The organism is Macellibacteroides fermentans (assembly GCF_013409575.1).
In the GTDB taxonomy this organism is placed as follows: Bacteria; Bacteroidota; Bacteroidia; order Bacteroidales; family Tannerellaceae; genus Macellibacteroides; species Macellibacteroides fermentans.
In genome coordinates this window covers 319274-334439 of sequence record NZ_JACCCY010000004.1, presented here as the reverse complement: position 1 = coordinate 334439, position 15166 = coordinate 319274, and the positions used below count along the sequence as shown (strand labels likewise).

Genomic DNA, 15166 nt, shown 5'->3' with positions numbered 1-15166 from the left:
ATGAAAAAGAATACAGAAAAGTACAATGTTGAATCACTTACCAGTCGTCAAACCATCCTGTCCATTGGAATAATCGGGATGATGTTTTTCATATTTGGTTTTGTTTCGTGGGTGAATGCAATTCTGATTCCATTCTTCAGGATAGGATGCGAATTAAGCAATTTCCAATCCTATCTGGTTACATTTTCTTTTTACATCTCCTATTTTGTAATGTCCGTTCCATCGGCCTGGATTCTTAAAACAACCGGATTTAAGAAAGGCATGATGATCGGCTTCTGGATTATGGCTGCAGGAGCATTCCTCTTTATTCCCGCAGCCATGTTCAGAACGTACGAAATATTTCTTGCCGGCTTATTTACCCTGGGCACCGGACTTGCGATTTTGCAAACTGCGGCCAATCCCTACATAACCATTCTCGGCCCCCGCGAACGGGCGGCTCAACGAATCAGTATCATGGGAATATGCAATAAAGGCGCCGGAATTCTGGCGCCCCTTGCCTTTGCCGCAGCCATTTTAAGGCCTACAGACAGTGCCCTTTTCGAAGCAATTCCCCACATGGATACCGTAAGCCGTAGTGAAGCCTTAGATGAATTGGTTGCCAGGGTAATCCTGCCCTATGCTGTTGTGGGAGTAATCCTATTCCTCATCGGGCTGTTTATCCGGTATTCACCCTTGCCTGAAATTGATACCGAGCACGAATCGGACGAATTATCCAAGGCCAATGCCGGAAAGCACTCCATATTCCAGTTTCCCCATCTGGTGTTGGGAGCTTTAGCCATCTTTCTGCATGTGGGAACGCAGGTTATCGCCATCGACACAATTATCGGATATGCCTCCTCCATGGGACTGAACCTGATTGAAGCGAAAACATTTCCGTCCTATACCTTAACAGCCTCCATTGTCGGTTACCTGGCAGGTATATTTCTTATTCCCAAATTTATAAAGCAAACCAGAATGTTACAGTTCTGTACCCTTGCCGGTACCCTGTTCACCCTGTTAATTTTATTTGCTTCTGGGCCCACTTTTCTACTCAATCATCACGTGGATATCTCCATTTGGTTTGTGGTTTGTCTGGGATTTCCCAACGCGCTGATCTGGGCCGGTATCTGGCCCCTGGCATTGGACGGACTGGGCAGATATACCAAACAAGGAGCCGGATTACTTATTATGGGGCTTTGCGGAAATGCATTATTACCACTCCTATACGGAGCAATGGCAGATATTACAGATGCCAGACAAGCCTATTGGGTTTTGTTACCCTGCTACCTTTACCTGGTATTCTATGCGCACAAAGGGTATAAAATACGGACTTGGACCTTAGCAACAAAAACAGATCAGATAAATGAAAGTGTATGAAAAAAACATCAGTTAGAATTATCAACGGGAAATTAGTAACTCCCCACCAGATTCTGGAGCATAAAACGCTGTGGATTGAAGAAGGGAAGATAGCCCGTATAACCGAAACCGTCTCCGATGCAGAAGCAGCGCAGACAATCGATGCCCGGGGCCACTATGTTGCGCCAGGCTTCATAGATATGCACGTGCACGGAGGCGGTGGTGCCGATTTTATGGATGGTACGGTTGAAGCATTTCTTAAAATAGCCGAAACCCATGCAAAACACGGCACCACTTCGCTTATGCCAACTACGCTTACCAGCGGGAAGGAAGAGCTCTATAAACTGTTCGACACCTACAAAGAAGCGGAAATTCTCAACACCCACGGGGCCGAATTTCTGGGGATCCATTTAGAAGGGCCCTATTTCTGTTATAACCAGCGGGGAGCACAGGATCCCAGATACTTGCGAAATCCGGATCCGGCGGAGTATAGCGAAATTCTAAATAAATGCGATGCCATTAAACGATGGAGTGTGGCACCGGAGCTTCCGGGAGCCATCGAATTCGGACAGGTATTGCGAAACCGGGGAATCATTGCGTCTATTGCGCACACCGAAGCTGTGTACGAAGAGGTTGTAACGGCATTCGAAAACGGATACAGCCTTGTTACCCATCTATATTCCGGGATGACCGGAGTAACCAGGCGGAATGCCTACCGGTATGCCGGAGTAGTGGAAAGTGCCTATCTGTTACCAAATATGGATGTGGAGATTATTGCGGACGGTGTTCATCTGCCCGCTCCGTTACTCCGGCTTATCTATCAGATTAAAGGAGCCGGACACATTGCCTTAACCACCGATGCCATGCGGGGATCCGGAATGCCAGAAGGCCCCAGTATACTGGGCGGAAAAGCAAACGGACTACCGGTAATCATCGAAGACGGAGTGGCCAAACTGCCGGACCGCAGCTCCTTTGCCGGCAGTGTAGCCACGGGAGACAGGTTGGTGAGGACCATGATCAGTCAGGCCGGAGTATCCCTTCCCGAAGCCGTCCGCATGATTACCCATACACCGGCACGCATACTCGGAATAGAAAACAGCAAGGGAACGATAGACATCGGCAAAGACGCCGACCTGGTTATTTTCGACAACGATATCAATATCTGTGAAACGATTATTAACGGAAAATCAATCTATCAACGATGAAGAGGCCCCCAAACAAGAGTCCCGGATAATCAGTCGGCCGGGCAAAACAATCTCCTTCGGAAGAAAATGTTTATTTGTAATGTGCTTGATAAGAAGGCTGCAACTCATTTTTCCGATTTCGAAGGCAGGCTCTTCCATCGTTGTCAACGCCGGATCGATAATAGTCGAAATCGGGTCGTTGGTAAAACCAACCACTCCAAACTCGCTGCCAACTTTTATCTGCCGCTTTTTCAACGCCTGAATAGCCCCAACAGCCTTTCGGTCGTTTACAGCAAAAACAGCATCGGGAACCTCCTTCATGTTCAGCAGGATATTCATATCGGATTCACCGCATTGCTGCGAGAAACCCGAATAGATAATCCACTCTTTACGTACAGGTAAATCATATTTTTCGAGTGCAGATACATAGCCCTGCAATCGTCTCTGGGTAAAAGACAGATGTTCGCTTCCCGCAATATGGGCAATTTTAGTATAGCCATGTAAGATAAGATGTTCTGTAGCCTGAAAAGCCCCCGAAAAATCATCTTGCAATACTTTGGATGCCACTATATCATCCGGTACCCTGTCGAAAAATACCAAAGGCACCCCCTCTTCTGTCAATTCCTGAAAATGATTACTCATTACCGAATTGGAAGAGATTGAAACAAGCAGACCGTCGAGGCTCGTTACGGAAAGATTTTTAATCATACTAAGTTCCCTTTCGGAACTATCATTGGTTACCAGCAATATAATATTGTACCCGTTCGTATAAGCCTCCTCCTGGATACCGGAAATAACCGTCGAAAAGTAATAATTAGTAATGAAAGGAATAACGACACCAATATTTTTAGTATTGCCCGATGCCAAAGCAGCCGCGTTAAAATTGGGTTTATATTTTAACTGGTTGGCCAAGGCAAGCACCTTTTCCTTCGTTTCCGGATTTACATCGTAGGTATCCCTTAGTGCACGCGAAACTGTAGAAACGGATATTTGGAGAATCTCTGCGATATCTTTTATACGTAGGGGACGTTTTTTCATTAAAAATACATTAATTTTCGGTTCACGCTATAACTCTGTCTGTATGCAAATATAAGAATCATTTTACAAATAAATAAACATGAAAGCGATAAACTCGACAACAACAAACAGAAAGCCATTGCCCATAACAATCCTCCAATTCGGCGAGGGCAATTTTTTACGGGGCTTTGCCGACTGGATGATCGACAAAATAAATTCGGACGGACTAACAGCGCACGGCGTAGCAGTTGTACAGCCCATCGAACAGGGTATCAGCGACTTGCTCAATCAACAAGATGGCCTGTATCACGTTACCCTGCAAGGAATAAAAAACGGACAGCCGGTTAAAGAAAACCGCCTTATCAGTTGTATCCAGACCGCTCTTAACCCGTACAAGGAATACAACGCATACGAGAACCTGATACTCAGTCCGGATCTTAAATTAATTTTGTCCAATACCACCGAAGCCGGCATCAGGTACGACGACCAGGACGACCTGTCTGCTTGTCCGCCTAAAACCTTTCCGGCAAAAGTTACAGCCTTACTTTACAAAAGGTTCAAAAAGTTCGGAGGGAACGCAAACAGTGGTTTATCTATAATCTGTTGCGAACTGATAGAAGACAACGGATCTACCCTTCGCAGCTACGTTCTGGCACATGCAAAAAGAGAAAACCTCGGGGCGAGCTTTATTCAATGGGTTACAAACTGCTGTTATTTTTACGACACGCTGGTAGACCGAATCGTTCCCGGGTTTCCGTCGGATTCCATCCACGAAATTAAAGAGGAACTGGGTTACGACGATAACCTGGTAGTAAAGGGCGAATACTTCCATCTGTGGGCCATCGCCGGAGATCCGCAGATAGAAGAGCTGCTTCCGTTCCACCGGGCCGGACTAAACGTTGTGTTTACAGATAATATCCATCCCATCCGTACGCGAAAAGTACGTATATTGAACGGTTCACACACGGCCATGGCATCTCTGGCCTTGCAACTGAACTGCCTGTCCGTACGCGAGGCAATCTCGCATCCGCTTATCCGCTCCTATATCCGTAAATTGGTTTTTGGCGAAATCATTCCCATTATTCCGGAGAATCAAGAGCAATTGTGCGATTATGCGTCCCAGATACTGGAACGGTTCTACAATCCCTACATCAATCATTACCTGAAGGACATTGCCCTTAACTCCCTGTCAAAATGGGAAACACGCAACTATCCCACGGTAAAAGATTACTACGATAAATATAAGAAAATAGCTCCGCTCAGTGCCTTTTCGCTTGCCTCACTGCTGGTATTGTACAGCGGAAAAAGCCGTATCAGCTTTCAACCCAATGATGCGGCAGATGCCGTTCATTTTATCCGGAGTACATTCAATCCGGATACACCCGGGCTATGGATCAAAAACATCCTTGAAAACCGATCCGTCTGGAGCAACGATTTTACCGCCATACCAGGTTTTATCGAACAGGTGGGCACAGCTGCAGCAAACATCCTGACCCACGGTCCGGAACAAGAACTATACCGTATCATCGAATAAATAAAACAGACAGAAATGAATACATTCCTAAAAATACACGAAGCCGACAATGCATGGGTAGCCCTCCGGAATTTACCGGCCGGACACCTCATTCAAAGCGATAATTCGTCATTCACGCTAAAAGAAGATATCCCGGCCGGACATAAGTTTGCCTCCCAAGCCATTGCGAAGGGAAACAACATCTACAAATACGGATACCCAATCGGACAGGCGCTTTCCAACATACAAGCCGGACAGCATATTCACTCCCATAACCTGGCAACCAACCTGAGCGACAACCTTACCTACAGGTATCAGAAGGAAGCATACAATACGGAAGTATCCGAAAGCAATCTCACTGTAAACGGGTACCTCCGGTCCGACGGCAGGATGGGTATTCGCAACGAATTGTGGATAATCCCTACTGTGGGATGCGTAAATGGTATTGCACAAACCATGATCGATCGCCTCAAAAAGGAGACAGACACTAATCATATAGACGATATACGGGTATACACCCACAATTACGGATGCTCACAGCTGGGAGACGATCTGCTTAACACGCAAAAGGGACTGGCTGCACTGGCCAAACACCCCAACGCCGGAGGCGTGCTGGTGTTAAGTCTGGGTTGCGAAAATAACCAACAGACGTCCTTTAAGAAAGTAATGCAGACCTGGGACGAATCGCGCGTTCGCTTTCTGATTGCCCAGGAGGTGGAAGACGAAATAGAGGTGGGACTTTCCCTCCTCAAAGAGCTGGTGCTGGAAATGAAAAAAGACCACCGCCAGCCTCTGCCCATATCATTACTCAAAGTAGGACTCAAATGCGGAGGCAGCGACGGATTTTCCGGAATAACTGCCAACCCCCTGCAGGGAAGGTTTTCCGACTGGCTCATCGGGCAAGGGGGAACCACCATTCTGACTGAAGTACCCGAAATGTTCGGTGCAGAAACCATCTTAATGAACCGGGCCCAAAACACCGAAACATTCAACCGGGTGGTATCCCTCATAAATGATTTCAAAGACTACTTCCGGGCAAACAACCAACCCATTTATGAAAACCCATCACCGGGAAACAAAGCCGGAGGCATTACCACCCTGGAAGAAAAATCACTGGGATGCACTCAAAAAGGAGGCTGCTCCGCCGTAGTCGATGTACTCCAATACGCCCAACCGGCAACCAAAAAAGGACTCAACCTGCTCAACTCGCCTGGCAACGATCTGGTATCCTCTTCGGCACTGGCCTTTGCCGGTTGTCAGCTCATCCTGTTCTCCACCGGCAGAGGTACCCCGTTCGGCAGCTTTGTGCCCACCATAAAAATAGCAACCAATTCGGCATTATACAATCAGAAAAAAAACTGGCTCGACTTTAATGCCGGTATTTTATTGGAAGGAACCCCCATGGATACCCTGTTGCAGCAATTTACAAAAAAGGTACTGGCCGTAGCAGAAGGCTCCATGTTAAAACACGAAATAAACGGATACAAAGAAATAGCCCTCTTTAAAACCGGAGTAACCTTGTAAAAGGAAATAGCCTAAACCACTAAAAAGTGACTTAGGCTATTTCTAATAATTATGAAGCAACAATATAATATTTTAATACCCAATAAGTTTTTTCAAAATATATAGCTAGGATTTAAAGATATTAAAGAAGCCCCCACCCTTTATATAATTTCAGGCAAGGTACCGATTGCATACAGCGGGATATTCACCAGCCATTCTTCCTGTCTGAAATCGGACATGGAGGTACGTATGGAAGTATCCGGGGCGTATCTCTGATAAAATGCTTTCAGGCTTTTGGCCTGCAGATTCTCTTCCGCCTTTACCTCGATTGGCACAACCTTTCCAGCATATTGAATCATAAAATCCAATTCGGCCGTCGACGTTCCCGAAGTCCAGTAATAAATAGCCAGATCTTCCTTCATCATTAATTGTTGCAACACATATTGTTCGGTCAGGGCCCCTTTAAATTCCTCAAATATAACATTCCCTTCAAGCAATGTTTTCACATCAATATCCCCCATGGCCCCAAGTAACCCTACGTCTACAATAAACAATTTAAAAGCACCCGGATCCTCGTAAGCCTTCAACGGAATACCCGGCTTGGAAGCCCTGCAAATTTTGTGAATCAATCCACAATCAATGAGCCACGACAAGGCCAGTTCATAATCTTTCGCCCTTGAACCAGCTTTAACAGCCCCATATATAAATTTTTTATTCTCTTTGGCCAGTTGAGCAGGAATGGAATTCCACAACATCCGGATACGTGGGACGATCTCATTAGGTGCATGCTTTGAAAAATCCTGCTCATAAGCAGAAAGAATACGTTTTTGAATGGCTCGAACCTCCCTGAAATCATTTCTATCGCTAAACGAAAGAACCACCTCCGGCATACCACCAATATAATAATACAGTCGCAGCTGTTGTATAAATTTTTCTCTAAAACTTTTTATAAGCGTCCAGTCACGGCTCAATAATAAGTCGAGCAATGGCTTCTGACCCATTGCCAACAGGTATTCATGAAAACTGAGAGGGTAAATACATAAATTCGAACCACTTTTGCAAATCCAAGCTATTATTATACAAAAGGAGCTCCCTCTATTCCTTATTTTAATTTTAGATCAAAATTTAAAATAGTCCATTTCTTATTATACTTTTACAACAAAAACTATAATAAAGGGGCGCGAGCCCCTTCTTTACAACACCGAGGGCGGGCGGTTCAAGAGGACGGAGACCTTCACCAACCGTTCCCGCAGCGTAGAGAGGCGGGCAATCATCCGCTGTTTCTCTGTTGGGCGGGCCACATAGGCCAACGACGCCACCAGACTGTCCACATCCCTTATCAGCAAATCCTCTTCCGAAACAGCTGCCGACTCTACCTCCGCCGTATCCTCTCCTGCGGCATTCGGAACCCCGCTATTTTCCGCATCACACCCTGAAGGTTTCACCTCCGGAGAGCCTGACACAGTACCATCAAAGGATGATTTTGTATCCATAAGGGAGGTTTCCGATACAGCCGCGGGGGAAGATTCAATCCCATCAAAGGAGGATTTTGCCTCTGCAAGGGAAGGTTCCGACACTTCCGCATGGAGAGATTCAACCCCATCAAAAGATGGTTTCATCTCCTTTATATAGGGTAAAACAACCTCTTCGGTCCTAAAATAGGACTCGGGAAGGGGTGAAATTAGTTTGTCGGAAACAGAAAGTAAAATAGAGTCTTCGGACATACTGTTGGAAGGAGGTAAAACAGGCGATAAAAGGCGTGGGGGACAAAGCAACGACTCTATTAAGGTACGCAAGCCCTCGGCACCCAATTGGCGGAACAGCGAGTCGGGATCCTCCCCGTCGGGCAGCGAAAGCGAAAGCACCCCGAAGCCGGCACCCTTAAGCAAACCTTCAAACTTCGGCACTGCCGCCTGCCCCCGAACGTCGCCATCCGTAAGCAGCACCACCCGGGTACACAACCCCGCCAGCAGATCCAGGTGACCCTCCGTAATTTCCAGTCCGCACAGCCCCGCCGTATTACCAAACCCTGCCGCCACCATGGCCAGCACATCCTTATACCCCTCCACAAGAAAGGCAAACCCGCGCAACCGTATCGCCTTGGCCGTACGATGCAGCCCGTACAACAACTCCCGCTTCTTAAACAACGCACTCCCCGCACTGTTAATATATTTTGGGCACCCCTTCCCCCAACCATCCGGAGGCGGCAAAGCCGACTTATGGCGAGCCGAGAACCCCACCAACACCCCCTGGGCATCCCTCAGCGGAAACACCACCCGGTCCAACATCCCCTTAAACAACTTATCTCCCCGGTAGCTCCAATGCCACGGCGAAACCCCCACCTCAAAATCCACGTACACCTTCAGCAGCCCCTCACACTGAGGATCATACCCACCCAACACCTTCAAAAAATCCGTATTCAGCTCAATCAACATCACCCTCGACAACTCCTCCTCCTTTTTCACCTCCTTTTTCACACCCCCAAACCCAAAAAGCGTCCCGTCCGAAGCCCCACCAGGAGTTAGAGCCGTGGCATCGCCAGCATTAGAAGAAGAACCGGATGCGGGATTGCCAGAAGGAGATGGAGAAGAAGTCGCCCCATCAGAAGAAGCCGTGGTAACAGAAATGCCATCAGAAGTATTAGAATCTGAAATAGAACTACCTGAAGAAGAGGAAGATATCACTTCAGTAGGTGATTTAACAGCAGTTGAGTTGGCGGATGAATCCGAACCAAAAGAAGCTGTAAGACCAGAAGAAGAGTCGCCAGAATTGGAAGGCAGCGCATTAGCAGCAGATTTGGATTTGGGAGTGAAAGGCTTCGCAGAACTATTGTATTGAGTAGGAGGCGATATGCCCGCTCTTACTTCGAGGGAAGTGAGCGCTTCGTAGAAAGAGCAACCCGTCATCTCCATTACGAAACCGAATACATCCCCAGACACACCACACGCATAACACTTAAAGGTCTTGTTATGGATCCTTACCACCATGGAAGGATTATTTTCCCCATGAAACGGGCAACGCACCATAAACTTGCCATTCTGTTCTTTACCCAACCCCGTATACTCCGCAACCAAATCCTGGATCCTCACAAAATCCTTCACCATGAACACCCTACTTTTCAAATCACTCATAAATAAATATCATTTAAGTTTTACAAAACAATTACACAAAATCAAAACCACCCCATCCCCATACATTATATATAGTATAGAGTATACATTATTATATAGCATATATATAAGGAAGAAGAAAGGAAGTAAAGAGATAGGAGGAAGGAGGAACAGCGCAGCGCATTCCGGAGAGGAAGGAGGAAAGGACCGACCTCGTCGGAGCGAGCGTAAAGAAACTGACATCTGCAGGCGATAAAAACGGAAATCTGTTTGAGCGCAGCGAGTTTATTTCCGTTCAGCCGGAAGAAGGCAGTTTTAGCTCGCGCAGGCGCAGTCTTGATTTTTCTTTTTGCGAACTTTTTCTTTTCATCAAGGAAAAGAAAAAGTGGTAACCCCAACCTTTGGGAAAACAGAAAACGGAATAGAAAAATAGTATAATTAGAAGAAATTTCTTCTAACAGGAAGAAACCTCTTCAAAAGAAGTAAACCCGATAGAATACCTAAAATCCACTTCCCCGGTCCCCCCGTTCCTCATTTTGGTGAGAAAGAACGTCCCCTCCCGCAACTTCGCCCGGTTATCCTTCTTTCCCGGCTTACGGATAAACAAAATGATGTCCGCCGCCTGCTCCAGAATCCCCGAATCCCTCATATCGGACGACAACGGAACCGCCGCCGGCCCCCTCTCCTCAATCTTCCTACTCATCTGCGCCATGCTAATCAGCGGAATCTTCGCCTGCATCGCCAGCGACTTCAAGCCATTTGCCAGCACCCCAAGACCACCCACCGGATTCGCCTCCATCCCCTTAGGCAACTGCATCAGATGAATATAATCCACAAACAACACCTTACACTCCCCCCGTTTCACCGCCATCAGCACCTTTGCCCGCAGCTGCTCCAGCGTAATAGACGGAGCAAACAAAAAGCGCAGCGGCAATCCCGGCATCACCTCCTCCGTAACCCGTTCCATCTCGCGTAGCTCCTTCAGCGAGGGACCATACAGGCGCATGCTGTCCGGCGAAATATCACCCAACTTGGCGAACATCCGCTTCACCAGCTCCTCGTCGCTCATCTCCATGGTAACAAACAAGGCAGGCAACCCCGCCCGGGCACACGCCAAAGCCATGTGCAACCCCATGGCCGTTTTACCATCCCCCGGCCGGGCCGCCAAAAACATCAGTTCGCAAGGACGCACCCCTCCCATCAGCTCGTCCAGGCCCTTCACCCCCGTGGGGCAACCCACAGGCAGCTCGCCAGACGCCTTCAACTCCTTGAAATAATCCAGCACTTTGCGGCCCGCCACCTCCATCGGCACCCCCATATCGCCATTCACACACTTCAGGCGCAAGACCATCAGCTCCCGCTCCAACTCCTCCATCAAAGCATCCGGATCCCCATCCATCAAATTCGCCTTCATCGCCAGCGACTCCCCCAAAGCCTGCAGGCACCGCAACCGGTAAAAACGCACCACCTCCGCGGCATACACCATCACGTTGCTCACCTCCCGCACCATGCGCAGCCCCTCCTTCAGACCGGAAATCCCCTGGAGGCGAGTCGCATGCACCTCATCCAGGCGAAACATCTCCGTATCCACCGTCTGCAGATCCACCAGCACCCCCCGGGCATACACCTGTTCGATAGCCCTGAAGGCCAATGCCAGGTTCGGATCCAGAAACATATCGGAAGTCAGCACCCCGCTCACCTCGTCCATCACATCCGTACGCAGCAATACCGCCGCCACTACAAACAACTCGTTCCGCTCCGCCGGACCCATATCGTGGTACGACGGCACCGGCACCACCCGCAACTGCCCCTTCCGCTCACTCATCGTCCGGTCTCCTTTCCGCACGATCATAATAGCGCACCGCCGGTCTGTCCAACTCCTCCTCCGGCTCACCGTCACCCGAAACCGGCTTCATCCACCGGCGCGGCTTACCCTGCTGCAGCGTATCATACTCCACCACCGTAAAACAGGTAACACTATACTCCAGCCGCCGGCACACAATCTTATTCTCCGCCTCCAGCAGGGCGATATCCTTCCCCACCGCACTACGATCTACCCCCAGCTGCCGGGCAATCTCCTCGCGGGTTGAAATAAGCTGCCCCCTCAGGCAATCGAATACCACACCCTGGCACAACATCACCCCGTCGCGGTAATTGGCACGCAACTGCATGAGCGCATAAACCCGGTCCTTACGGTTACGGGGCGTAGGCCTAGCAAGAATAACAGATAGTAACTCGCGGGAAATCCGCAGATAAGGAAGATAATCATCAACACAGTTGTCCATAATACTAATTTAAATTTATTGGTTAATAAAATGTTTGCGTTAACCAGCCTACACCGTCTACCCGCCACATTCAGCACAAGAAAGCGCCCTGTAAGGCCAGCGACCATGCGGAAAGTACAGCCACCTGCCGCACCACCACCGCCACAAACGCCTCAAACCCTATCCTATATATTAAAATAAAAAAGAATAAAAAGGCGTACTTTCGTACCAGCATGAAGAAAAAGCGAGAACAGTAACAGACACTTCCGTTAACGGCTGCGAACCTACAAATAGCAAATCAGACCACAAGAAATGTTATAAAAATAATTGTAAATGTATGGAAAGGCAGTTATTCTCAATTAGTTAACGGGCGCAAACCCGCATAACTATACTATTTTGTTTTGGACTTTTTTTTGTTACTACCGCGAGGCTTTCTGATAAACCCCGATTCGTGAAATTTATGCTGTTTACGATACGCTGCATGCGCTTCACTCATATTTGAGTAGAAGGTGGAATGTGCGATATCAGTCTGCGTAATACTATACAGATGGATGCTCAAATCCCACAAAGTAATTTGGGTAATCATCCGGTCTTTGTACACCGCATCGAACACCTTTTCAAAATATAATTCCCAATCAGTCACCACTATAAACGGGGGAACAGCCTCCTCTTCTTTTCGGGGAGGCCCATGCTCCAGCAGCAGAAACGATTTGAAATACTTCCGCAACTGATTGGTCAGCCTCTTTACACCGGGCAACACTTTCACCTCCGGATGCAACAGATAAACGAAAAAATTCAAAGCACTCCAGCCCGGATATTTCAGGCTATTTATATAGGTTAAAAACTCCTCTTTTGAGGCGCAGGAATCGGGAAATATAACATTACCGATTCGACTGTTAATTTTTCTAAAATCTATCATTTTTCTTTTATTTGTGAAATTAAAACCGCTTTCACATACACTTACAATCCCGTTTCACCCAAAATTTGGCAAACAGGGCGGCAAAGATATATCAATTATGGTTCACCCAACGAATCGTAAATCAGTTCCACCATCAGCGGTGTGAGTCGGCGGGCCCCTTTGTGCCAACCGGCGTTCTCCAGTTTCTGCTTCAGATCGGGATGATACATCACCCAACGCATCAGCTGTTTGGAGGCAGAATCGGGTTGCAGATCCGGCGAATACCGCATGGAAAGTTGCTTAAAAGAATAGAGAATGGCTTTTTCTTCCTGTTTCATGGCATTACATTTATTCCTTATAAAGATAATGATTTATTCATGATTTAACAAAACTTTTCTCACTAATTATACCCCTTAAAAGCACTTTCGCGGACATTCGCGGACACAAAAAGATGCTCACCTACACAAACCGACCTATCCGGATTCCACCCCACCCCCCGGTAGTACCTTTGAGTCATCAGCTGATAAAAACGAATTATTCATCCATTAAAAACAAAAAACTATGTTAAGGTACAAATTGGTTCAGAAAAAGAATTTTACAAAAGGGGCGGAAGCAGACAGTAAACTGTATTATGCCATGGCACAGAGTGCAGGTCGTATGGAACACGAGGCGCTGGTAGATGCCATCAGCACCATGAGTTCCGCCTCCAGGGGAGATATCGGTTTGATTCTCGACTCGTTGTTACTGGTGATGCGCCAGCAACTTACCACCGGATTTAGCGTGAGATTACGGGGTCTGGGCCTCTTCCGCATCACCCTCGGTTCTACAGGTACCGAAACCGAGAAAGAGTTTACGGTGGCCAACATCAAGCGTCCGCGCATTGTGTTCCGCCCGGATCCGCTGCTGGACAAGATTCGCGACGGCAACAAGTTCGAGAATGTAACGGTGAAGCCCGAAACGGTTACCGTAACCGTTACCGAACCCTGCGACAAGGAACACGTATACTAATCCCCCTGCACCATGACAAAACAAGATTTTGTAAACAAATTCTACCCCGCGGCGAAAGCTGCGGGTGCAGAATTTAACATCAACCCGGTGGTGATACTGGCCCAGGCGGCCATCGAATCCGGATGGGGCGAGTCGAAGCTGAGTACCTACAACAACTTCTTCGGCATAACTGCCTACGGACGGATAAACAACTACTGGCACGGCGGGAAGATACAGCTTGCGGAGGGCGGACTAACCTTCCGCCGGTACGATACGATGGAGAACAGCTTTATGGACTACTGCCGGCTGATACGCGGCAGCTACCGTACCTCGGCCGACCTCTCCTTCCACCCTGCCGCCTTTGCCAAGAGCATCGCCTACTCCAAGTACATCAGCGAAGTAAACGGCGACAACCGCGCCTCCTATCAGATTCTGATGGAGAAGCTATCGGCAAGCATTGCCACCCTGATACCCAAACAACATTAAAAACTCAACAAGATGAAACAAGTACAACAAATTCTGGAGCTTCTCCTGGCCCTGGCCGGCTGCTTTTTTCGGAAGAAGCGATCCAAAGCAGCCCGTCCTCAGGACCCTCCTGTGCCTCACCCTCCTTTCGATGGTGATGAAGCAGACCGAGGTAACACTTGCCCTGTGCGGATTGATCCTGACCCTGGCGAAGCCACCGCCACCCGTGCCGCCAACCTGTTAGGTTGGTGCCTTATCGTAACCGCCGCCACCGCTTGGTACATAAACCACCTGGTGTAGGCATCCAATCCCTTCCGTACCCACGGAGGGGATTTTTTTGTGTCTGCAAACTCCGTACACCCCTTCTACGCAAAACTTCCCTTAAGTGAAAAAAAAACTTCCCTTAAGGATAAAAAAAAGTATACGTAAGGAAAGATTCCGCCAGCCCCCCTCAAACAAAAACGGCCCTGTAACATTTAATTCACAACAAAATCACGCTAAAAGGTTTTTTTTATCTAAAAAAAGTAGCATCTTTGCCAACAATTTACAAAAACAGGAATATCCGGTACGAACATGCCCTTTTCCTGTATAAACAGTTACCCCCTTGGGAGTGACGAACCTTTGGTATAACAACCCTTTTGGAACCCTACACAATGAAATCCGTAACACCAACCCCTCTCACAGAGGGATTCGATCGTTGCCCGGCAGCAGTATACTATGCAAACCCGGGCCAAACAAAATCAAATAAAGTACAAACCAACCACCCGGCCCGTCCCAACAGACAGTCCGGCAGCATCAGCGCTGAAACCTTACATGGGTTTGAGGCGTGAGGGGTGTGTTTATACATTTTAGATATTTATACGAAACTGAAAGTTAAATTGCACATCACA

General features: G+C 47.9%; 13 protein-coding genes and 1 pseudogene. 7 read left to right on the top strand and 7 right to left on the bottom strand.

Annotated elements, in window-relative coordinates; all coding sequences use genetic code 11:
- Together F5613_RS14305 and nagA are read left to right on the top strand one after the other, a co-directional pair.
- Entirely contained in the window at nucleotides 1–1356 is a 1356-nt protein-coding gene (locus tag F5613_RS14305) for a sugar MFS transporter (protein ID WP_179400250.1), read from the top strand.
- Nucleotides 1353–2540, top strand: coding sequence for an N-acetylglucosamine-6-phosphate deacetylase (gene nagA / locus F5613_RS14300; protein WP_179400249.1), 1188 nt, complete (start codon nucleotides 1353–1355; stop codon nucleotides 2538–2540). Before F5613_RS14305 ends, nagA begins: the two co-directional genes overlap by 4 nt.
- Here nagA and F5613_RS14295 read toward each other — a convergent pair.
- Complete coding sequence (locus F5613_RS14295; RefSeq protein WP_179400248.1) at nucleotides 2523–3557, bottom strand: LacI family DNA-binding transcriptional regulator; 1035 nt, start codon at nucleotides 3555–3557, stop codon at nucleotides 2523–2525. The genes nagA and F5613_RS14295 overlap by 18 nt on opposite strands.
- A 79-nt stretch (nucleotides 3558–3636) precedes the next feature.
- On the opposite strand from F5613_RS14295, the gene F5613_RS14290 reads away from it, so the two are divergent.
- Together F5613_RS14290 and F5613_RS14285 are read left to right on the top strand one after the other, a co-directional pair.
- Nucleotides 3637–5070, top strand: a complete 1434-nt coding sequence (locus tag F5613_RS14290; protein WP_179400247.1) for a tagaturonate reductase — start codon at nucleotides 3637–3639, stop codon at nucleotides 5068–5070.
- A gap of 15 nt (nucleotides 5071–5085) precedes the next feature.
- On the top strand, nucleotides 5086–6573 hold the full coding sequence (locus F5613_RS14285) for a UxaA family hydrolase (RefSeq protein ID WP_179400246.1): 1488 nt from the start codon (nucleotides 5086–5088) through the stop codon (nucleotides 6571–6573).
- Nucleotides 6574–6713: 140 nt separating this feature from the next.
- Here the strand turns inward: F5613_RS14285 and F5613_RS14280 are convergent.
- From F5613_RS14280 to F5613_RS14255, 6 genes and pseudogenes are all read right to left on the bottom strand, one after another.
- A pseudogene (locus tag F5613_RS14280) lies at nucleotides 6714–7358 on the bottom strand (DUF4143 domain-containing protein); the annotation flags it as partial.
- A gap of 387 nt (nucleotides 7359–7745) precedes the next feature.
- A complete protein-coding gene (locus F5613_RS14275) occupies nucleotides 7746–9683 on the bottom strand; it encodes a CHC2 zinc finger domain-containing protein (protein WP_179400244.1) in 1938 nt (645 codons plus the stop codon).
- Between the two features lie 433 nt (nucleotides 9684–10116).
- Nucleotides 10117–11487, bottom strand: a complete 1371-nt coding sequence (locus F5613_RS14270) for a replicative DNA helicase (RefSeq protein WP_179400243.1) — start codon at nucleotides 11485–11487, stop codon at nucleotides 10117–10119.
- A complete protein-coding gene (locus F5613_RS14265; RefSeq protein WP_179400242.1) occupies nucleotides 11480–11947 on the bottom strand; it encodes a helix-turn-helix domain-containing protein in 468 nt (155 codons plus the stop codon). Before F5613_RS14265 ends, F5613_RS14270 begins: the two co-directional genes overlap by 8 nt.
- A 370-nt stretch (nucleotides 11948–12317) precedes the next feature.
- Nucleotides 12318–12845, bottom strand: a complete 528-nt coding sequence (locus F5613_RS14260; protein ID WP_179400241.1) for a hypothetical protein — start codon at nucleotides 12843–12845, stop codon at nucleotides 12318–12320.
- Nucleotides 12846–12940: 95 nt separating this feature from the next.
- Nucleotides 12941–13162 carry a DUF4248 domain-containing protein gene (locus tag F5613_RS14255; protein ID WP_068179239.1) on the bottom strand — a complete coding sequence of 74 codons (222 nt, stop codon included), beginning with the start codon at nucleotides 13160–13162 and terminating at the stop codon, nucleotides 12941–12943.
- 223 nt (nucleotides 13163–13385) lie between these two features.
- Between F5613_RS14255 and F5613_RS14250 the strand changes: the two genes are divergently transcribed.
- The 3 genes from F5613_RS14250 (at nucleotide 13386) to F5613_RS14240 (ending at nucleotide 14576) form a co-directional block, all read left to right on the top strand.
- Entirely contained in the window at nucleotides 13386–13832 is a 447-nt protein-coding gene (locus F5613_RS14250) for an HU family DNA-binding protein (protein ID WP_179400240.1), read from the top strand.
- A gap of 12 nt (nucleotides 13833–13844) precedes the next feature.
- Complete coding sequence (locus tag F5613_RS14245) at nucleotides 13845–14297, top strand: glucosaminidase domain-containing protein (RefSeq protein WP_179400239.1); 453 nt, start codon at nucleotides 13845–13847, stop codon at nucleotides 14295–14297.
- A 111-nt stretch (nucleotides 14298–14408) separates the two neighbouring features.
- Complete coding sequence (locus tag F5613_RS14240) at nucleotides 14409–14576, top strand: hypothetical protein (RefSeq protein WP_179400238.1); 168 nt, start codon at nucleotides 14409–14411, stop codon at nucleotides 14574–14576.
- The last annotated feature ends 590 nt before the right edge of the window (nucleotides 14577–15166 follow it).